This is a genomic window from Streptomyces sp. NPDC003393 (assembly GCF_053589015.1).
Map to the genome: position 1 here is coordinate 79342 of NZ_JBSFRB010000019.1, position 20267 is coordinate 99608.

Here is a 20267-nt window from a genome sequence, read left to right on the forward strand (position 1 = left end):
AATCGCTGCGGGTGCCCAGTGAGCCGGGCCGGGCGTTGTGCGCGTGCACAACACCGCGTGTCAGGGGCCTGTGCGAGTCCGGGTCCCGATGGCATCCTCCGGCCATGGGAGGGCGAAGGCCGCGGACCGGTCATGACTGGAAGCTGCTCGCGGAGTCCTGCGCGGCTCTGCTGGAACGGCTGCCGCAGCTCGTCGACGAGCACATGCGGCAGCTCACCGAGTACTCCCCCGTCTACGGGCAGGTGCTCCCGCCCGACCAGCAGTGGCGGGAGGCGGAGGAGGCGATGCGGATCGGCATCGAGACGCTCTCGGCGCCCCGGGACTCGCCGCGCCGGGACCTCGAGCACGCGGAGGACGCCGGCCGGCGCCGGGCCCGGCAGGGGCTGCCGCTCGATCTCGTCGTGCACGCCTACCGGAACGCCGGCTATCTGCTGTGGGACGCGCTCGTGGAGGGGGCGGCCGACCGGGAGCCCGACCGGCTGGCTGCGCTGATGCGCTCGACGACGATGGTGTGGTCGGCGGTGGACGCACAGGCCCAGGCGGCGTCGGAGGCCTACCGGGCCACCGAGGCGGAACTGCGCCGGCGTACGGACGAACAGTTGCAGGCGCTGCTGGACGCGCTGCTGGAGGGACAAGCCGCACCCGGGCTGGCGGCACGGGCGGCCGCGGGACTCGACCTGCCGGAGCACGGGCCGTATGCGGTGGTGGTACTGCGGGCCGCGCGGCGCGATGCGGCCGAGCGGCCGGTACGGGGTGCGGGGCTCCGCTTCGTCTGGCGGATGCGGGCCGAGGGCGAGGTGGGGGTCGTGGCGCTGGCACCCGGTCAGGACCTGGACGCGGTCGCGCGGGTGCTCGACGGGCGGTGCTCGGGTCCGGGCGGCATCAGCCCGGTGGTGCCCGGCCTCGCCGAGCTGGGGCGGGCCCGGCGACTGGCCGAACTGGCGCTGTGCACCTGTCCGCCGGACGCGACCACGGTCGTGCGTCTGGACCAGCGGATGCCGACGGCGCTGGTGGTCAGCCAGCCGGAGCTCGCCGACCGTCTGGTGTCGGACGTGTTCGGCTCGCTCCTCGCACTGGAGCCCGCCGACCGGGCCGTGCTCCTTCAGACCCTGGACGCGTGGCTGGCCTGCGAGGGGTCGGCGGGCCGGGCCGCGGGACGGCTGTACTGCCACCGCAACACGGTCTTCAACCGGCTGCGGCGGCTCGAACAGCTCACGTCCCGCTCGCTGGCCCGGCCCCGGGACCTGATCGAGATGACACTGGCCCTGGACGCGTACCGGCTGTCGGGGGCTCGGAGTTGACCTTCTCCGCCGCCTGTGTCAGGGCGATTCCGGAGTGCCCGGGGCCGCCGAGCGCGGACACCCCCGGGCGCCGGACACCCCCGGACGCCGGAGGCCTGGGCGCCGGAGGCCCGGACGCCGGAGGCCCGGACGCCGGAGGCCCGGGCGCCGGGGCACGAAGGTGAGCAGAGTCGCCCGGCACGGGGACCGTCCGAGTCGCCGGGCCGCAGGGGTGACCCGATCGGCTTGATCCACTTCGGCTCACGCGTCGACCTCTACCTGCCCGAGGGCGCGTGCACCGAGGCCGACGACGTGGACACCGACGAGGAGACGCTCCTCTCGCTGCGCCTGACGACGGCCGACGTAGACGCGGTGATCCGGCTGTTCGCCACGGTGCGCCGGGGAACAACTTCCGCGACACCCGTCGCGAGGCACGCGCGGCACAGCTGCCGTAGCGGTCCACGTACGGCGCAGGGCGGGCGAGGACGCCCGAACCTCACGATTCGGGGGCCCTGCCGCTCTCCGGGGCGCGGCCGGACCGCTGCTCGTCCGCCGGTCCGGACCGCTGCTCCGCCGCCGGTGCGGAGAGGCTGCCCAGGATCCTCAACAGCTCTGCGCTGCGGCTGGCAGGCTCGGCGTGGAAGACCACCAGGGTCAGACCGTCGGTGCCGTCGATGGTCAATTTGTCCGAGAGCAGTTCGAGATCGCCGACCCGTGGATGGCGCAGCCGTCTCACCAGCCCACGTCGGGGCAGCACGTCGTGGCGGGCCCACAGCCGGCGGAAGCGGTCGCTGCGCACCGACAGCTCACCGACCAGTTCCCGCAGCGCCGGATCGTCGACGTCCGGCCCCACCCGGGCGCGCAGCGTGGCCACCGCCTCCTCGGTGACCTCCTCCCAGCCGTCTCTGAGCTCTCGCTCGGCGGGGTCGAGGAAGACCGCCCTCAGGAGGTTGACGCCGGGGGTGTAGTTCGGCGACAGGGCGGCGCACAGGCGGTTCACCGCGAGGACGTCGGTGAGCCTGTTCTGCACATAGGCCGGGTTGTCGGGCCAGCCGTCCATGAGCTGCAGGATGCTCACCGGCACGGCCGCCGCCCGAGCCGCCGGGCCGCGCACGCGTCCGGCACCCCCGGACCGGCCGCCGCCCGTGCTCCGCGCGCCGGACCGCCGTGGCTGCGCCAGGGAGAGCAGGTGCTCGGTGGCGGCGGCGTCCAGTCCCAGGACCCTGGCGATCGCCTCGAGGACCTGGACCGACGGGTTGCGGTCCCGGCCCTGCTCCAGGCGCAGGTAGTAGTCCGAGCTGATCCCGGCGAGCATCGCCACTTCCTCGCGGCGCAGCCCCGGCACCCGCCGCAGACCACTGCTGCGCAGGCCGACGTCCTCCGGCCGTACCTGCCCCCGGCGGGCGCGCAGGAACTCCCCGAGCGCGTTCGTACCGTCCATGCCCTCACCGTACGGCTCCGCACCGGGACGTTCCTGTCCCTGTGAGTCCCAGGAACGGCGGGGCACTGCCCCCGCTCCCGGGACCGGCGCAGGCTGGACGGCACACGGGACGACGACGTCACGACGACACGACAGCACGGCACGGAAGGCACGACACATGCCCGCGAACCTCGGCGGAACCCTCACCCCGGCCCAGGACCTGACCCTCACCCGCATCGGCTACGGCGCCATGCAGCTGGCCGGACCGAACGTGTTCGGCCCGCCCAAGGACCGCGGCCGGGCCGTCGCGGTGCTGCGCGCCGCGGTGGAGGCCGGGATCACCCACATCGACACCGCGGACTTCTACGGCCCGGCGGTCGTCAACGAACTGATCAAGGAGGCGCTGCACCCCTACCCGGCGAAGCTGCGCATCGTCACGAAGGTCGGCGCCCGCAGGGGCCCGGACGGAAGCTGGCGCCAGATCCTGGACCCGGCCGATCTGAAGGCCCAGGTGCACGACAACCTCGCGCATCTCGGCGTGGACGCGCTGGACGTGGTCAACCTCCGGCTCGGCTCCCACGACACGCCGACCGAGGACTCCCTGGCGGAGCAGTTCGGCGCCCTCGCCGAGCTGCGGCAGCAAGGGCTGATCCGCCACCTGGGTCTGAGTGCCGTGTCCGCCCGGCAGCTGGCCGAGGCACAGGCGATCGCGCCCGTCGTCACGGTCCAGAACCTCTACAACCTCGCCCACCGCCAGGACGACGACCTGCTCGACCTGTGCGCGGCGCAGAACATCGCCTTCGTCCCGTACTTCCCGCTGGGCGGCTTCACACCGCTGCAGTCGGAGACCCTCACGAAGGTCGCCGCCCGCCTGGGCGCCTCCCCGCAGCAGACCGCCCTGGCCTGGCTCCTCCAGCGCTCCCCCGCCATCGCGCTCATCCCCGGCACCTCCTCGGTGTCCCACCTGCACGAGAACATCGCGTCGGCGGACCTCACCCTGCCCGCCGACGCCATCGAGGAGCTGGACGGGCTCGGGGGCAGGTGAGGAGGACGCGGCGGGGACGCGGGCCCGTGGGGCCGGACACGCGGCTCCCACGGGCCCGCCCGGAGCTTTCAGAGAAGGAAGTCCCGGGCGATGCGCTCCGCCACGCTCTCCAGGATCGGGCCGGCGTCGGCGATGCACTTCGCCACGTCCGGCTCCAGGTCGGTGAGGGCGTAGGCACGACGGATGCCGGCCCTGCCGAGGACCTCCGGCGGGAGTGCCAGGCGCCCGCACACCGCGACGACCTCCTTGTCCGCGGCGCGAGCCGCCGCGGCGACCCCCGCCGGGGCCTTGCCGTGCAGGGTCTGCTCGTCCAGCGAGCCCTCACCGGTGATCACCAGCGAAGCGCGCTCCAGTGCCGGGGCGAACCCGAGCACGTCCAGCATGACCTCGATACCGGCCCGGAACCGGGCGCCGAGGATCAGCGCGCCGTACCCGATGCCGCCCGCGGCCCCGGCCCCGGGGGACGCCGCGTACTCGGCGGCCCGGGTCCCGATCGACTCCCCCAGGACCTTCGCGTAGTGCGCGAGCGCCGCGTCCAGCGTCTCCACGTCCTCCGGGGACGCGCCCTTCTGCGGACCGTAGACCGCGGGCGCCCCCTTGGGGCCGGTCAGCGGGTTGTCGACGTCGCTGGCGAGCACGAACTCGACGGAGGCGAGCCGGGGGTCGAGGCCGGACAGGTCGGCGTGGGCGAGTTCCGCCAGTCCGCCGCCACCCGGCGGAATCGGCTCACCGGCCGCGGTCGAGAGCCGCGCGCCGAGCGCGGACAGCATGCCCGCGCCCCCGTCCGTGGTCGCGCTGCCGCCGACGCCGAACACGATCGTCCGCGCCCCCGCGTCCAGCGCGGCTCGCAGCAGTTCGCCGGAGCCGTAGGTCGACGCCGTGAGCGGCGCCAGGACGCCCGCCGGCAGCCGCTGCAACCCGCTGGCCTCCGCCATCTCCACCACCGCGGTGTCGCCGCGCAGCGCGAACGCGGCCGTCACCTCGTCGCCGAGGGGACCGGCGACCCGTGCCTCACGGCGCTCGAACCCGGCCGCGACCGCCGCGTCCACGGTCCCGTCGCCGCCGTCGGCCACGGGCAGCGCCTCGACCCGGAGGTCCGGCACGATCCGGCGCAAACCGGCCGCCACCCGCTCCGCGACCTGCACGGCCGTGAGCGAGCCCTTGAACTTGTCCGCGGCAACCAGCACCCCGCGGGTGCCGTGCACTGCAGCGTCCGCCACCTTGCCATCCCCTTGCTCTCCGGGCCCCGCGCGGGGGCCAGTCACGCCGCTGCGACCATAACCGGCGACCGGGCACGGCGCCATGCCCCGCCCGCTCCCCGAGAACCGCCGGGGACGGCCGGGGGAAAGCGGGTACACCGCTCTTATGACCCCTGCGGGCACCGATCCGGGCCGCGCCCGCCGCCCGGCATCCTCCGGCCACCCGGCCGCCACCGACCGCCCGGCCGCCACCGAGCGCCCGGACCCCGCCGACCGGGCCGACCTCGCCGACCGCGTCCTCGGCGGCTGGCTGGGCCGGATCGCGGGCAACATGCTGGGCAAGCCGGTCGAGCAGGGCGAGGTGTGGACCCGCGACCGCATCGACCGCTATCTGCGCCGGGCCGCCGCGCTGCCGCTCACCGACTACCTCCCCGAACCCGTGGGCGCCGACGACCTTCCGGAGCTGCGGCCCGAGTGGCGTGACTGCGTGCGCGGCCGTATCCGGGGCAGCTGCCGCGACGACGACATCGACTACGCGATCCTCGGCCTGGACCTGCTGGAGACCTACGGCTTCGGCTTCACCACCGAGCAGGTCGGCGACCTGTGGCTGCTGCGGCTGCCCTACCTTCAGACGTTCACCGCCGAGCGCGTCGCGTACCGCAACCTGGCGAACGGTCTCAGACCACCGCTGACCGCGACGTACGACAACCCCTACCAGGAGTGGATCGGCGCCCTGATCCGCGCCGACATCCACGGCTGGACCAGCCCGGGCGACCCGCGCCGCGCCGCCTCGCCGGCCCGCCGCGACGCGGTGCTGTCGCACACCGGCAACGGCGTGTACGGCGCCATGTGGGCGGCCGCGCTGATCGCGGCGGCGTTCACCGCTCCGAACGTCCATGCCGCGGTCGAGACGGCCCTCACGGTGATCCCGGCGAGCAGCCGGCTGGCCCGCACGGTACGCCGCGCCGCCTCCCTGCACGACACGGGGCTGCCCTGGGAGGACACCCTCACCACGCTCACCGAGGAGACCGCGGGGCTCGGCTGGATCCACACCGTCCCCAACGCCGCCGTCCTCACGGCCGGTCTGCTCTACGGCGACGGCGACTTCACCCGTACCATCGCGCTGACCGTCCGCGGCGGGCTGGACACCGACTCCAACGGTGCGACGGCAGGCTCGGTGGCCGGAGTGCTGACCGGAGCGCGGGCCGTCCCGGCCCAGTGGAAGGACCCCCTGGAGGACACCGTGCGCAGCGCGGTCTTCGGTTTCGACGGTGTCCGGATCAGCGAACTGGCCGAACGGACGCTGCGACTGGCTACCCTGCCAGGATGACGACTCCCGACATCCCGGACTACGCCACCTACATCGCCCGGCTGCCCCGCATCCTCGCCGGTGCCGCCACGCTCTTCCGCGACGCCGAGGGGCGGGTGCTGCTGGTCGAGCCCAACTACCGGGAGGGATGGGCGCTGCCGGGCGGCACGGTCGAGTCGGACGACGGTGAGACACCGCGCCAGGGCGCGCGCCGCGAGACGCTGGAGGAGATCGGCCTGGACCGGCGGCCGGGACGGCTGCTGGCCGTCGACTGGGTGCCCGGCACGGCACGCCCGCCGCTGGTGGCCTACGTCTACGACGGCGGGGTCCTTGCCGAGGAGGACCTGAAGGCGATCCGCCTGCAGGAGGAGGAGTTGCTGTCCTGGCGCCTCGTCCCGCGCGGCGACCTCGCCGCCCACCTGCCGGGTGCTCTGGGCCGCCGCGTCCTGGCCGCCCTGGACGTGCTCACCGAGAACAGGGGCACGGCGGAACTGGAGAACGGCCACCGGGTCGGCTGACCGCCCTCGCGCCGTGCGTCAGCCCTCCACGTCCCGGGGCTTCACGTCCGAGTCGCGCAGCCCCTCGTCCCGAGCGGCGACCCTGGCCTCCGTACGGTGGCCGCGCTCGATGTAGTCGCGCACGACCAGCTCCACGGCGTCCTGGGGGTTGCCCACCCCGGCGAGCACCATGACTTCGACGTCGAGCGAGACGGTCACCTTGGCCATGTGCGGACCGTAGCACCGCACCGGCCCCGGGCGGACGGATATCCGTTCGCCCGCCCGGCTCCCCCGCCCCTACCCTCTGTCCCATGGCCAAGCCCCTCGTCGCGATCCTCAGCGGCGCCGGTGTCTCCACCGACTCCGGGATCCCCGACTACCGCGGCCCCAACGGGCTGTGGCGGCGTGATCCGGAGGCCGAGAAGCTGGTGACGTACGACTCCTACATGGGCGACCCCGAGATCCGCCGCCGCTCCTGGCGGATGCGACGCGAGAACCAGACCCTGCGGGCCGAGCCGAACGCGGCGCACCACGCGGTCGCCGAACTGGATCGCTCCGGGGTGCCGGTCCGGGTCATCACCCAGAACGTGGACGGCCTGCACCAGCTGGCCGGAATGCCCGCCCGCAAGGTGCTGGAACTGCACGGCACCGCCCGCAGCGTCGTCTGCACCCGGTGCACGGCCCGCAGCCCCATGGACGAGGCGCTCGCCCGCATCGAGGCGGGCGAGGACGACCCGTCCTGCCTCGAATGCGGCGGCATCCTGAAGGCGGCCACGGTGATGTTCGGCGAGCGCCTGGACCCGGTCGTCCTCGGCCAGGCCGTCGCCATCACCAAGGCCTGCCACGTCTTCGTCGCCGTCGGCACCAGCCTCCAGGTCCAGCCCGCCGCCGGCCTCGCCGGCGTCGCCGCCGACCACGGCGCACGCCTGATCATCGTCAACGCCGAGGCCACTCCCTACGACGAGATCGCCGACGAGGTCGTCCGCGAACCGATCGGCACCGCACTCCCTCGACTGCTGCGCATCCTGAGCGCACAGGACCGGGACTGAGGCTCGGCCTGTCAGAACAGGGCCGATCCGCTCTCGAAGTCCAGCAGGCGCCTCTTGCGGTCCAGGCCGCCGCCGTAGCCGGTGAGGCTGCCGTCGGCGCCGACGACACGGTGGCAGGGGACGATGATGCCGATGGGGTTCTTGCCGTTGGCGAGGCCGACGGCACGGGAGGCGCCCGGGGAGCCGAGTGTGTCGGCCAGTTCGCCGTAGCTGCGGGTCTCGCCGTAGGGGATGGTGCGCAGCTGGTCCCAGACGCGGCGCTGGAACGGTGTCCCGTTCAGGCGCAGTGGCAGAGTGAACGTCTTCAGCTCGCCCGCGAAGTAGGCCTCCAGTTGTTCCTCGGCCGCGTCGAAGGCCGGCGTGGCGGCGCGGACGCCGAACACCTCCTCCCGTGGGCGGTGGCGTTGGTCGGTCATGTACAGGCCGCACAGCACACCGTCCTCGCAGACGAGGGTGAGGGGGCCGTAGGGGCTGTCGACGACGGTGTGCTGCTTCGTGTTCATCGTGGACGTCCTCAGACGGGAAGGAAGTTGATCGGGTGGCTGTCCGTGGCCCACAGGTACTGCACGGCGTACGCCCGCCACGGCCGCCAGGCCGCCGCACGGGCCGTGAGGGCCGCCGGTGTCGAGGGCAGGCCCAGCTCCTTGGCCGCACGGCGGATGCCGAGGTCGGTGGGGAGGAAGGCGTCGGGATCGCCCAGCGCGCGCATGGCGATGACGTCGACGGTCCAGGGGCCGAAGCCGGGGAGCGACAGCAGCCGGGCGCGGGTCTCCTGCCAGTCGCTCTCGGCTCCCAGGTGGAGGGTGCCGTCGGCGAGGTGGGAGACCAGCGTGGTGAAGGTCGTGCGCCGGGTGCGGGGCATCGCCAGGGACTCCGGGTCCAGGGCGGCCAGTGCCTCCGGTGCGGGGAAGAGGTGGGTGAGACCGCCCTCGGGGTCGTCGACCGGTTCGCCGTGGGCGAGGACCAGACGGGCCGCGTGGGTGCGGGCGGCGGCCGTGGAGACCTGCTGTCCGAGCACGGCCCGGACGGCGAACTCGGCCTCGTCCACGGTGCGCGGCACCCGTCGGCCGGGAGCCTTGTCGACGAGGGGCGCGAGGACGGGGTCGGTGCGCAGCTGGTCGTCCACGGCGGCCGGGTCGGCGTCCAGGTCGAGCATGCGCCGGCAGCGGCTGATGGCGACGGGCAGGTCACGCAGGTCACTGAGAACGAGGCGGCAGGCGATGTGGTCGGGCTGGGGCGTCAGGGCGACGATCCCGTTCCCGTACGGCAGCCGCAGCGTGCGCCGGTAGGCGCCGTCCCGCCACTCCTCCACGCCGGGGACGGCGGTCGCCGCCAGGTGACCGAAGAGGTTGTCCGGGTTGAGGGGGGTACGGAAGGGCAGACGCAGGGAGATGGCACCGGGGGCCGGGGTGGTGTTGGTCCCGGCGGTCTGCGGGGTCCTGGACGTGCCGTGGGTCGTCTTGGGTGTCTGCTTCCCGGGCGCCCGGGTGCGCAGTTCGCTGGGCGAGAGCGCGTAGACCTCGCGAACGGTGTCGTTGAAGGTGCGGATCGAGGAGAATCCGGACGCGAAGGCGATCTCCGCCATCGGCAGGGCCGTGGTCTCGATCAGCAGCCGGGCGGTCTGGGCACGCTGTGCGCGGGCGAGCGCGAGGGGGCCGGCGCCGAGCTCGGCCAGGAGCTGGCGTTCGACCTGGCGGCTGCTGTAGCCGAGGCGGTCGGCGAGTCCGGGCACGCCCTCGCGGTCGACGACGCCGTCGGAGATCAGCCGCATGGCGCGGGCCACGAGGTCGGCGCGCTGGTTCCACTCCGGCGAGCCGGGGCTGGTGTCGGGCCGGCAGCGCTTGCAGGCCCGGAACCCCGCCTGCTGGCATGCGGCGGCGCTCGGGTGGAAGACCATGTTCTCCGGCTTGGGCGGCACCACCGGGCAACTGGGCCGGCAGTAGATCCCCGTCGTCAGGACAGCCGTGAAGAACCATCCGTCGAACCGCGCGTCCTTCGACCGGACGGCGCGCACGCAGCGCTCCCGATCGGTGTGCATCCCGTTCCGCATGCCTCCAGCATCGGGCACGGGGCCTGCGAGGGCTGGCAGGAATCCGACATCGACGTCCGGTGTGCTGGAAGCGCACGGTCTGATCGCTCGCACCGGGCGGGGCGGGCGCCGCGGCGGTTCCTCAGCCGACCAGCGCGGTGAACGCCGCGTACGCCCGTTCGTCGAAGAGGACGAACCTGACCTCCTCGACCTCCGTCTCAGCGGCTCGCACCGTCTCCACGGCGATGCGGGCGGCGTCCTGCATCGGGTAGCGGTACACGCCGGTGGAGATGGCCGGGAAAGCGACGGTGCGGGCGCCCAGTTCGTCGGCGACGCGGAGGGATTCCCGGTAGCACGAGGCCAGCAGGCCGGAGCGGTCCTCGGAGGCGGACCAGACCGGGCCCACGGTGTGGATCACCCAGCGGGCGTCCAGTTCGCCCGCCGTGGTCGCGACGGCCTGGCCGGTGGGCAGGCCGCTGCCGTACCGGGAGGCGCGCAGGGCGCGGCATGCCGCCAGGATCGCGGGGCCGCCGCGGCGGTGGATCGCGCCGTCGACGCCGCCGCCGCCGAGCAGCGAGGAGTTGGCGGCGTTGACGATGGCGTCGGCGCTCTGTCGGGTGATGTCGCCCCGGGCGAGGGTGATGGTGGTGGTCATGGCTGCCGCAGCCTCCTCCAGACGGCCTTCGCCGCGTTGTGCCCCGACATGCCGTGCACGCCGGGTCCCGGCGGGGTGGCCGACGAGCAGATGAAGACGGCCGGGTGGGGGGTCTGGTACGGGAACAGGGACAGTTTGGGGCGCAGCATGATCTGGAGCCCGGAGACCGCGCCGGTGGCGATGTCACCGCCGACGTAGTTGGCGTTGCGGGCGGCCACCTCGGCCGGGCCTGCGGTGGCGCGGGCCAGGACGAGGTCGCGGAAGCCGGGGGCGAATCGCTCCAGCTGGCGTTCTATGGCGTCGGTGAGGTCACCGTCCCAGCCGTTGGGCACATGGCCGTACGCCCAGAAGACGTGCTTGCCCTCCGGGGCGCGGGTGGGGTCGACGACGCTGGGCTGAACGGTGATCATGAACGGTCTGCCGGGGGCGCGGCCCTCGCGGGACGCGGCGCGCAGTGCGGTGCCGATCTCGGCCTGGCTCGCGCCGATCTGCACCGTGCCCGCCGCGCGGGCCTCGGGGGCGGTCCATGGGACCGGGCCGTCCAGGGCGTAGTCGATCTTGAAGACGCCGGGGCCGTACCGGTACGCGTCGTAGTAGCGGCCGAGGCCGGCGATACGGGCGAGCGCGGTCGGTGAGGTGTCGAAGACGTAGGCACGGGCGGGCGGCAGGTCGTCCAGGCGCTTGACCTCGTAGTCGGTGTGCACGGCGCCGCCGAGATCCTGAAGGTAGGCGGCGAGGGCGTCGGAGATGGCCTGCGAGCCGCCGCGGGCCACGGGCCAGCCGCGGGCGTGCGCGGCCAGGGCGAAGACCAGGCCGACGGCGCCGGTGGCGAACCCGCCGAGCGGGACCATGACGTGGGCGACGAGGCCGGCGAAGAGGGCCTTGGCCCGCTCGTCGCGGAAGCGGCGCATCAGCCAGGTCGAGGGCGGCAGCCCGGCCAGGCCGAAACGGGCGAGGGTGACGGGGTCGCGCGGCAGCGCCGTGAGCGGCAGGGACATGAAGTCCCGCACGAGCGTGTCCCACTTGGGCAGGAACGGTGCGACCAGCCTGCGGTACGTGCCCGCGTCGCGCGGTCCGAAGGAGGCGGCCGTCTCGGCGACGGAGCGGGCCAGGACCGCCGCGGTGCCGTCGGGGAAGGGGTGGGCCATGGGCAGCGGAGCGTTCAGCCACTGAAGGCCGTAGCGCTCGAGGGGCAGCGCGCGGAACGCCGGTGAGCTGATGGCGAGGGGGTGGGCGGCCGAGCACGGGTCGTGCCGGAAGCCGGACAGGGTGAGCTCCTCGGTGCGGGCGCCGCCGCCGACGGTGGACCTCGCCTCGAACAGGGCCACGGAGAAGCCCCGGCGTGCCAGCTCCACGGCAGCGGTCAGTCCGTTCGGCCCCGCACCCACCACGACCGCATCGAGCATCGACGGCACCTTCGGACCCCTTCGTCAGCCGATGGTCACTCGTGGTCAGGATATGCCGCGGGACCGACACCCAGGGGCACCGGGCCGCGGAGCCCGAGGTTCCGCCCGGAAGGCATCCGGCCGGGGGCGCCTGGCCCGCCCTCCTCAGTGCGAGGGTGTCAGCAGACCGGCCACCCGGCGGGCCGTCGCCGCGTCCCGGGCCGCCGTGAACGGCAGCGCGTTGCCGCCGGTGACACGGAACGGCTCGCCGGCCGTCGTCAGGTGGACTCCGCCCGCCTCCTCGACCAGCAGCAGGCCGGCCGCGTGGTCCCAGGCCGCCTCCCAGGAGAACGCCGTCGCGTCCAGTTCACCGCGGGCGACGGCCAGGTACTCCAGCCCGGCCGAGCCACAGACCCGGGGTTCGACACCGTCCGTCCACAGGCCGAGCAGGGCGCGCTTCTGTTCGTCCGTCGTGTAGTCCGGGTGGGAGGTGGCCACCCGCAGGGCGCGGTCCGGGTCGGGGGCGCCGGCACGCAGCCGCTCACCGTCGAGGCGGGCGCCCCGGCCGCGCACGGCGGTGGCGAGCCGGTCGTGCGCCGGCGCGTACGTCCAGGAGGCCAGCACGACCCCGCCCAGGGCCAGGGCCACCAGGGTGCAGAAACCGGGGTCGCCGTGGACGAACTGCCGCGTGCCGTCCACCGGATCGACGATCCACACCGGCGCTTCGCCGCGGATCGCCTCGTACACCGCCGGGTCGGCGTGCACCGCCTCCTCGCCGACCACCACGGAGCCGGGCAGCAGGCCGCCGAGCGCGTCGGTGAGGTACCGCTCGGTCAGCCGGTCGGCGTCCGTCACCAGGTCGTGCGGACCGGACTTCTGGTCGACCTCGTGGTCCGCGAGGCGCCGGAAGCGGGGCATGATCTCGGCCGCGGCCGCCTTGCGGACCGCCTCCTCCACGTCGGCCGAGTGGCGCTCGGCGAACTCTCCCACAAGGACGTCGTCCAGGGGGGACCTCCGGGTTCTGCTCTGTTCGATCACGTCCCCATGAGACCACGCGCCGCTGACAATCCCCGCCCGTCCGGTGCACCGGGGGTGGAATGGGGATGAACAGCAGGTGCCGCGCACGGCCGTCTCAGCGCCCGACCGCGTACCCCTGCATCCCCCGGGGGTTGGCGGCGGCCGACAGGATGCCGGTCCGGGGGTCCCGGGCGACCGCGCACAGGCGTCCCTCGGACCAGGGCTCGCCGACCGTCACGCGGTGGCCGCGCCGGCTCAGCTCCGCGACGACCTCCGGGGCCGTGCGGGACTCCACGGTGACGCTGCCGGGGCGCATCCCGCGCGGGTAGAACGACCCCGGGAAGGAGTCGTTGTGCCAGTTCGGAGCGTCCACGGCCCCTTGGAGGTCGAGGCCGCCGCGAACGGCGGCGCGCAGGGCCACCGCGAGGAAGAAGTGCAGCTGCCACTGGTCCTGCTGGTCGCCGCCGGGTGTGCCGAAGGCCATGACGGGCACGCCGTCGCGCAGGGCGATGGACGGGGTGAGCGTGGTGCGCGGGCGGCGGCCGGGGGTGAGCGAGTTGGGCAGGCCCTCCTCCAGCCAGGTCATCTGCAGCCGGGTGCCGAGCGGGAAGCCCAGTTCGGGCACGACGGGGTTGGACTGGAGCCAGCCGCCGCTGGGCGTGGCGGAGACCATGTTGCCCCAGCGGTCGACGACATCGATGTGACAGGTGTCGCCGCGGGTGCCCCCGTCGGGGGCGACCTCCGGTTCGCCCGGCACGGGCGAGGCCGGCGACTTGGCGACCGTCGGCTCCCCGACGCCCATCGCGTCGAACTCCCCCGCATCGCCGACGATCCGGTGCGCGTGCCGGCTCAGACGCGGGGCGCGCCCGCCGGGGCTGCCGGGCCGCAGTTCACAGGAGGCCGTGTCGCCGACCAGCTTGCGCCGTTCGGCGTTGTACTCCGGCGACAGCAGTTCGGCCAGCGGCACGTCGGCGGCGTCCCCGTACCAGGCCTCCCGGTCGGCCATGGCGAGCTTGCAGCCCTCGACCAGCAGATGGACGTAGTCGGCGGATCCGTACGCGGGCAACTCGGGTGGGAGCAGGGCGAGTTGCTGGAGGAGGACCGGGCCCTGACTCCAGGGGCCCGCCTTGCACACCCTCCAGCCGTTCCAGTCGTACGTCACCGGGGTTTCGTAGGTCGCGGACCAGGCGGCGAGGTCGTCGGCCGTGAGGGTGCCGGAGTGCCGCTCGCCGCTGGTGTCCATGGTGGGCCGCCGGGCCTGGCGGACCAGGGCCTCGGCGACGAAGCCGCGGCGCCACACCTGACGGGCGGCCTCGATCCGGGCCTCCCGGTCACCGGCGCCCGCGGTCTCGGCGAGCAGTCTCTGCCAGGTGGCGGCGAGCGCGGGGTTGCGCAGCAGCTCCCCGGGCCGCGGCGGGCGCCCGCCGGGCAGATAGACCTCGGCCGAGGAGGTCCACTCGGTCTCGAACAGGCGCCGTACGGTCGTGACGGTCTCCCCGACGCGCTCCACGGGGGCGTGCCCGTGCTCCGCGTAGCCGATGGCGTACTTCAGGACGTCGGCGAGGTCCTTGGTGCCGTGGTCGCGCAGGAGCAGCATCCAGGCGTCGAAGGCGCCGGGGACGGCGGCGGCGAGCGGTCCGGTGCCGGGTACGAGGTCCAGTCCCAGCCCGCGGTAGTGGGTGACCGTCGCTCCGGCCGGTGCCACCCCCTGCCCGCACAGCACGCGCACCTCGCCGTCCGCCGGCGCGAGCAGGATCGGCGCCTCCCCGGCGGGCCCGTTGAGGTGCGGCTCCACGACATGCAGCACGAACGCCCCGGCCACGGCCGCGTCGTAGGCGTTGCCGCCGTCCTCCAGCACGGCCATCGCCGACTGCGAGGCCAGCCAGTGTGTGGAGGACACCATGCCGAAGGTGCCCTGGAGAGTCGGACGTGTCGTGAACATAGGACCTCTCACCTCGTGGTCTGCGGAACTGGCGGGTGCGCGTGCTGACCGCCGCGGCCGGGAGGGCGCGGTCGTGGTCGGCGCCCGCCGGTGCCGGCTCGGTGCGGATGCCCCTCCGCTCGCCCAGGGCGCGTGGAGGTCACCGTCGGGCGAACCGGCCCGACGGCGCCGGCCCGGCGGCACGGGCCAGGCGTGTGCGCAGCGTGCCGGCGAACTCCTCCGCCCGCGCCAGCTGGGTCCGCAGGTCCGCCACCCGCTGCTGTGCCGCCTGCTCGTACTCCCGCACGCGGGCGAGGAGCTCTTCGCGTTCGCCGTCGGTGAGGCCGTCACCGGCGTCGAGGCGGTCGGTGGCCGCCAGCAGGTCACGCATCTCGTCGAGGGTGAACCCGAGCGGCTTCATACGGCGGATGACCATGAGGCGGGCGACATCGGCCTCGGTGTACAGGCGGAAGCCGCCCTGGGAGCGCGCGGAGGGAATGACCAGGCCCGTCTCCTCGTAGTGCCGGATGGTGCGCAGCGACAGCCCGGTCCGTGCGGCGACCTCGCCGATCTGCATGTGCTTGCCGCTCACGCCTCTGCCTTCCCTGGTCTCGTGCCGTGCTGCACGGCGACGGCTTCGATCTCTACCGTAACGTTAGGGTAGGGTTGCTGGTCGGAGTACGGGCACCGTTCCGTGCCCACCCACCCTTGGTGCGGGAGCACTTCCCGTGACCGTCAGCCGTGTCGGGGCCGACGACGCCCCCGGCGAAGACCGATGCGTGCAGGAGAGAGCAGAGCGGATGCCCATGACGCCCCGCGCCGCCGCCTGCCCGCCGTGACCCTTCGCCCCTGAGCAGCGGTCACTGCCGCCGACCGCCTCCCACCGACTTCGGTCCGCCGACGCGCGGGCTTCGCGACGGGCCGCCCCGGTCCTCTCGCGCCCTCCCGCACACCCCCTTCCCCTCGGGTGTGCCCGAACACGACAGGTACTGCCCTCTTGTCCGCTCCTGCGCTCTCTCCCGCCGCGCGGCTGCGCGGCCTCAGGCCCGACTGGATCACCGATCCCAAGGTGTGGCGCACCGAGGTCCTCGCGGGACTCGTCGTCGCGCTCGCCCTGATTCCCGAGGCGATCTCGTTCTCCGTCATCGCCGGGGTCGACCCGCAGATCGGTCTGTTCGCCTCCTTCACCATGGCCGTGACGATCTCGGTCGTCGGCGGCAGGCGGGCGATGATCTCCGCCGCGACCGGCGCTGTCGCCCTGGTCATCGCGCCCCTCAACCGGGATCACGGACTCGGTTACCTCGTCGCCGCGGTCATCCTGGCCGGTGTCTTCCAGGTGGTCCTCGGTGCGCTGGGCGTGGCGAAGCTGATGCGGTTCGTTCCCCGCAGCGTGATGGTCGGCTTCGTCAACGCCCTCGCCGTCCTGATCTTCATGGCGCAGGTGCCGGAGATGCACGACGTACCCTGGGCCGTCTACCCGCTGATCGCCGGCGGGCTGTTGACGATGGTGTTCTTCCCGAAGGTCACCAAGGTGGTCCCGGCGCCGCTCGTCTCCATCTTCATCCTCACCGCGATCACCGTGGCCGCCGGGATCGCCGTACCGACCGTCGGCGACAAGGGCGCACTGCCCTCCTCCCTGCCGGTACCCGGCCTGCCCGACGTGCCGTTCACGCTCGACACGCTGACCACCATCGCCCCCTACGCGCTCGCCATGGCTCTGGTCGGACTCATGGAGTCGCTGATGACCTCGAAGCTCGTCGACGACATCACCGACACCCACTCCTCCAAGACCCGCGAGTCCATCGGCCAGGGCATCGCCAACATCGTCACCGGCTTCTTCGGCGGCATGGGCGGTTGCGCCATGATCGGCCAGACCATGATCAATGTGAGGGTGTCCGGCGCCCGGACCCGCCTTTCCACGTTCCTGGCGGGCTCGTTCCTGATGGTGCTGTGCATCGTCTTCGGGCCGGTCGTCTCCGACATCCCCATGGCCGCCCTGGTCGCGGTCATGGTGATGGTGTCGTTCACGACCTTCGACTGGCACTCCGTCGCCCCGAGGACGCTCAAGCGGATGCCGGCCGGTGAGATCACCGTCATGGCCATCACGGTCGTCGTCGTGGTCGCCACCCACAACCTCGCCATCGGTGTGGTCGTCGGCTCGATCACCGCCATGGTCGTCTTCGCCAGGCGCGTCGCCCACCTGGCGAACGTCACGGCGGTCACCGACCCCGACGGCAGCAGCGCCGTCTACTCCGTGACCGGCGAACTGTTCTTCGCCTCGTCCAACGACCTGGTCGGCCAGTTCGACTACGCCAACGACCCCGAGAGGGTCGTCATCGATCTGAGCGCCGCCCACATCTGGGACGCCTCGTCGGTCGCCGCGCTCGACGCGATCGAGACGAAGTACGCCCAGCGCGGGAAGTCCGTCGAGATCATCGGCCTGAACGAGCCGAGCGCCCGGATCCGCGAAAAGCTCAGCGGCGAGCTCACCGGCAGCCACTGACCAGCCTGTGCGGCACACGAGGGCCGCCGCGGGGCCACCGGCGTCCGCGGCGGCCCTCGTCGCTCTCGCGCATGAGCGAGGGACGGAGTGAGTGCTCACTCCCGGGGCCCGTTGTTACGGCCACCGGGCACGGGGCACTCGCCTGCCCATGGCACTCACACTGGGCACGCACCGTTCGCGCGGCTCCGGCCGGAGGCCGGCCGCTTCCATCGGCATCGGTGTCGCAGCGGGTGTGACGGCTGCGGCGGGTCTCCGGCTCGGGCGCAAGGCGGCCATGATCCGCAAGATCGGCACGGGGCACCCGCTCAAGCACCGCGCGCTGGACCTGGCGGCCGGCGCGATGCAGCCGAAGTACCCGCTCGACGCGATGAGCACCTACCTCGACGGCTTCCACCTCTACGCCGACGACCTGGGCCGGCAGGTGGAGGCAGCGCACTTCTGCATCCACCTCCGGCACGATCTGCACCAGTGCGTGATCTTCGACCGCAACGCACCCGACGCCCGTCTGATCGGCATCGAGTACATCGTCAGCGAGGAGCGGTTCCGCGGTCTGCCCGAGGACGAGAAGCGGCTGTGGCACAGCCACCACTACGAGGTGAAGTCCGGCGTCCTCACCGCCCCGGGCATCCCGGACCTGGCCGAGCACGCCTACTTCGAGGACCTCGTGACCACGTACGGCAAGACCTTCCACACCTGGCAGTACGACCGTGACGACTTCCCCTATGGAATTCCGCAGCTGATGATGGGTTTCACCGGGGACGGGCAGGCCATGGACGAGATGGTCCGGGCCCGGGACGAGCGGCTCGGCATCTCCACCTCCCGCAAGCGGCAGAACCGGGCGGACATCCCCATGCCGGAGGTGGCGCCGGGCGCCAACGCATGGGAGAGCGGCCGCACGGTACAGACACGCGTCGAGGAGCTGGACTTCAGGCGCTGACCGCGGCTTGCCCGGCCGGAGCCCGGATGCCGCGTCCGTGAGTGTGGTGGACCTGCCGCGCGAAGCTCGCCGGAGTCGTGAGAGTGCCCGGTTCGCTCGGTCGGTGGTTGCCGTGCGGGTGGCCCGGTGTCCGGCCCGCGTGCAGGGTACGGGCCGGACACCGGGGTTTCCATGGGCGATCCGGGCGAGCGGGTGCCGGCCCGCCCGCCGGGCGCCGGGCTCGCCCGACCACCAGGCCGGGGGGCGTGGACCCCTACGGCTGCGGCGCCGCGTCCCCGCACAGGTGCACCTCGACGCCCAGCTCGGCGAAGAGCGCCGCCTTGGCGCGCAGCGCCTTGTCCGCGGTGGCCGCGTCGGGGGCGTAGGCGACGTTGAGGTGGTTGGCGCGATGGCGGGCCATGAACTGGTCGCGGGTGACCCCGTGCAGGACCGCGTGCATGATCGGCCACTGGTGGTTGGTGGCCTCCAGGCGGCGCCGCGTCTCCTCCTCGGGAAGTTCGACGGCGCTCGCGCGGCCGAGGTCGACGTGCAGCCGGCCGTCCATCAGGAACACCCGCGACCAGACGATCTCGCCGGGCTTGGATACACCGCTGAGGGTGCCGCCGCCGAGCGGGAAGAACATCGGGGGCTGGCGCATGCTGTACGACTTGTCGTAGCCGCCGTTGTGGGAGGCGGGCACGGAACCGGAGATCTCGAAGACCCAGACGAACCGACCGTCGTACTCCTCGCCCCAGCGGATGTCGTGCAGCGTGGTGGCCGGGTCCAGGCCCATCGCGGTCCAGATGCGGTTGGTGACGAGGGAGTCGACGGCGACACCTTCATCGACCTCGTTGAAGTGCGGCAGCGGCGCGCCCGCGTAGAGCTCGCGGGAGCCGTCGCGGCTGAGCACGGGCGGGCGCTGAACGTTGTTGAGCAGGCCCTCGGCCAGGTCGCTCGCCGGGACGGTGTCCTTCAGGCCCTGCTGGTACTGGATGCCGACCGCGTCGAGGCCGAAGTCGTCGGCGATGCGCAGCGCGGCGATGTACATCTTGAACTGGCTGAGCAACTGGGCGTCGGTGAGTTCGGTGGCCTCGTCGGTGCCGGTGTGGAAGGTCATGCCGGCGGCGTCGAGCCAGGCGCGGACCGCCTGCGCCTCCTCGTCCGAGACCTTCTTCATCTCGGCGACCAGCGCGCTCTGCGACAGGCGCTCCTTGTAGATGCCGAGCGGGTTGAGGAACTCGTCGTCGATGATGGCGTTGTACATGCCCATGCAGCCCTCGTCGAAGACGCCGATGATCGCCTTCTCCTCGCGCAGTTGCCGCGCGAGGGCCACGCCCAGTTCGGTCTCGGGGTCCTCGGGCAGGGGCGGCAGCGGCCGGACGTGGCCCGTGTCGTGGGTGAGTGTGCCGGTCTCCAGCCAGGTGCGCAGTCCGTCCCGCGCCCAGTCGTCGGTGAAGTCGGTGCTCCACAGGACGGAGTAGTCGCGTCCGGCCTTGGTGAGGCTCCCGGCGAGGTTCAGCAGGCCGACCAGGCCGGGGAACTCCCCGCTCCAGTTGGCCACGACCAGGATCGGGCCCTCGTGGCTGCGCAGGCCGGCCAGGACGTGGTGGCTGTACTGCCAGACGGCCTCGACGACGATCAGCGGGACGTCCTTGGGCAGGGTCTTGAAGACCTCGATGCCGGCGCGCTGGCTGTCGATGAAACCGTGGCCCTTGGCCTCGTCGACCACGTGGCCACGGCGCACCTTCCAGCCGAGGTCGGTCAGGGCCGCGGCGAGGTCGTTCTCCAGCTTCTCCTGGGTGGGCCAGCAGGTGACGTTGGCGGCGGGGCGCAGGTCGCCGCTGGCCACGGTGTAGACGGTGTGCGGCTCGGCGGCCGGCGGCCGGTTGAGCTCGGGCAGGGCGTACGTGGTCATGCGGTCTCCGTCGGTGGTTCGGGTGTGCGCCGAGGCTCGGCCGGCCGTGCGTGTGCGCCGGTGTGAGCGCCTCTGCGGATGTGTCGCGCCCGTGGCGTGCACGGGCACATGACTGTGTCTTTGCGGG

18 protein-coding genes are annotated in these 20267 nt (G+C 73.2%); 7 read left to right on the forward strand and 11 right to left on the reverse strand.

Annotated elements, in window-relative coordinates; all coding sequences use genetic code 11:
- Positions 1-104: 104 nt before the first annotated feature.
- Positions 105-1301 (forward strand): helix-turn-helix domain-containing protein, encoded by a 1197-nt coding sequence (locus ACWDUZ_RS20000; protein WP_451633119.1) that lies wholly within the window; start codon positions 105-107, stop codon positions 1299-1301.
- A 475-nt stretch (positions 1302-1776) separates the two neighbouring features.
- Here the strand turns inward: ACWDUZ_RS20000 and ACWDUZ_RS20005 are convergent, their stop codons facing one another.
- Positions 1777-2721, reverse strand: coding sequence for a helix-turn-helix domain-containing protein (locus tag ACWDUZ_RS20005; RefSeq protein ID WP_451633120.1), 945 nt, complete (start codon positions 2719-2721; stop codon positions 1777-1779).
- A 157-nt stretch (positions 2722-2878) separates the two neighbouring features.
- Here ACWDUZ_RS20005 and ACWDUZ_RS20010 point away from each other — a divergent pair, with 157 nt between their 5' ends.
- Positions 2879-3745, forward strand: coding sequence for an oxidoreductase (locus ACWDUZ_RS20010; protein WP_451633121.1), 867 nt, complete (start codon positions 2879-2881; stop codon positions 3743-3745).
- A 68-nt stretch (positions 3746-3813) separates the two neighbouring features.
- Here the strand turns inward: ACWDUZ_RS20010 and ACWDUZ_RS20015 are convergent, their stop codons facing one another.
- Entirely contained in the window at positions 3814-4932 is a 1119-nt protein-coding gene (locus ACWDUZ_RS20015; RefSeq protein ID WP_451633170.1) for a glycerate kinase, read from the reverse strand.
- 178 nt (positions 4933-5110) lie between these two features.
- Here ACWDUZ_RS20015 and ACWDUZ_RS20020 point away from each other — a divergent pair, with 178 nt between their 5' ends.
- Positions 5111-6274, forward strand: coding sequence for an ADP-ribosylglycohydrolase family protein (locus ACWDUZ_RS20020; RefSeq protein ID WP_451633122.1), 1164 nt, complete (start codon positions 5111-5113; stop codon positions 6272-6274).
- The gene (locus tag ACWDUZ_RS20025; RefSeq protein WP_451633123.1) at positions 6271-6771 is read left to right on the forward strand and encodes an NUDIX domain-containing protein; all 501 of its coding nucleotides are present in this window, start codon (positions 6271-6273) and stop codon (positions 6769-6771) included. Before ACWDUZ_RS20020 ends, ACWDUZ_RS20025 begins: the two co-directional genes overlap by 4 nt.
- Before the next feature lie 18 nt (positions 6772-6789).
- Here the strand turns inward: ACWDUZ_RS20025 and ACWDUZ_RS20030 are convergent, their stop codons facing one another.
- Positions 6790-6978, reverse strand: coding sequence for a DUF2191 domain-containing protein (locus tag ACWDUZ_RS20030; protein ID WP_451633124.1), 189 nt, complete (start codon positions 6976-6978; stop codon positions 6790-6792).
- 83 nt (positions 6979-7061) lie between these two features.
- On the opposite strand from ACWDUZ_RS20030, the gene ACWDUZ_RS20035 reads away from it, so the two are divergent.
- Positions 7062-7799: an SIR2 family NAD-dependent protein deacylase gene (locus ACWDUZ_RS20035; RefSeq protein WP_451633125.1), complete on the forward strand. Its 738-nt coding sequence runs from the start codon at positions 7062-7064 to the stop codon at positions 7797-7799.
- An 11-nt stretch (positions 7800-7810) separates the two neighbouring features.
- Here ACWDUZ_RS20035 and ACWDUZ_RS20040 read toward each other — a convergent pair whose 3' ends face one another.
- The 7 genes from ACWDUZ_RS20040 to ACWDUZ_RS20070 all read right to left on the reverse strand — a co-directional run bounded on the left by ACWDUZ_RS20040 (position 7811) and on the right by ACWDUZ_RS20070 (position 15398).
- Entirely contained in the window at positions 7811-8302 is a 492-nt protein-coding gene (locus ACWDUZ_RS20040; RefSeq protein WP_451633126.1) for a methylated-DNA--[protein]-cysteine S-methyltransferase, read from the reverse strand.
- Between the two features lie 11 nt (positions 8303-8313).
- A complete protein-coding gene (locus ACWDUZ_RS20045; RefSeq protein ID WP_451633127.1) occupies positions 8314-9849 on the reverse strand; it encodes an AlkA N-terminal domain-containing protein in 1536 nt (511 codons plus the stop codon).
- Positions 9850-9970: 121 nt separating this feature from the next.
- On the reverse strand, positions 9971-10483 hold the full coding sequence (locus ACWDUZ_RS20050) for an O-acetyl-ADP-ribose deacetylase (RefSeq protein ID WP_451633128.1): 513 nt from the start codon (positions 10481-10483) through the stop codon (positions 9971-9973).
- Positions 10480-11889 (reverse strand): phytoene desaturase family protein, encoded by a 1410-nt coding sequence (locus ACWDUZ_RS20055; RefSeq protein WP_451633129.1) that lies wholly within the window; start codon positions 11887-11889, stop codon positions 10480-10482. Before ACWDUZ_RS20055 ends, ACWDUZ_RS20050 begins: the two co-directional genes overlap by 4 nt.
- A gap of 144 nt (positions 11890-12033) precedes the next feature.
- Positions 12034-12873 (reverse strand): inositol monophosphatase family protein, encoded by an 840-nt coding sequence (locus ACWDUZ_RS20060; RefSeq protein WP_451633171.1) that lies wholly within the window; start codon positions 12871-12873, stop codon positions 12034-12036.
- Between the two features lie 127 nt (positions 12874-13000).
- Positions 13001-14827 (reverse strand): gamma-glutamyltransferase family protein, encoded by a 1827-nt coding sequence (locus tag ACWDUZ_RS20065; protein ID WP_451633130.1) that lies wholly within the window; start codon positions 14825-14827, stop codon positions 13001-13003.
- Between the two features lie 139 nt (positions 14828-14966).
- The gene (locus ACWDUZ_RS20070) at positions 14967-15398 is read right to left on the reverse strand and encodes a MerR family transcriptional regulator (protein WP_451633131.1); all 432 of its coding nucleotides are present in this window, start codon (positions 15396-15398) and stop codon (positions 14967-14969) included.
- A gap of 405 nt (positions 15399-15803) precedes the next feature.
- Between ACWDUZ_RS20070 and ACWDUZ_RS20075 the strand changes: the two genes are divergently transcribed.
- Together ACWDUZ_RS20075 and ACWDUZ_RS20080 are read left to right on the forward strand one after the other, a co-directional pair.
- Positions 15804-17309 carry a SulP family inorganic anion transporter gene (locus ACWDUZ_RS20075; RefSeq protein ID WP_451633132.1) on the forward strand — a complete coding sequence of 502 codons (1506 nt, stop codon included), beginning with the start codon at positions 15804-15806 and terminating at the stop codon, positions 17307-17309.
- A 148-nt stretch (positions 17310-17457) separates the two neighbouring features.
- Positions 17458-18246: an OBAP family protein gene (locus ACWDUZ_RS20080; protein WP_451633133.1), complete on the forward strand. Its 789-nt coding sequence runs from the start codon at positions 17458-17460 to the stop codon at positions 18244-18246.
- A 253-nt stretch (positions 18247-18499) separates the two neighbouring features.
- Here ACWDUZ_RS20080 and ACWDUZ_RS20085 read toward each other — a convergent pair whose 3' ends face one another.
- Positions 18500-20140: a fucose isomerase gene (locus ACWDUZ_RS20085; RefSeq protein WP_451633134.1), complete on the reverse strand. Its 1641-nt coding sequence runs from the start codon at positions 20138-20140 to the stop codon at positions 18500-18502.
- Between the last annotated feature and the right edge of the window lie 127 nt (positions 20141-20267).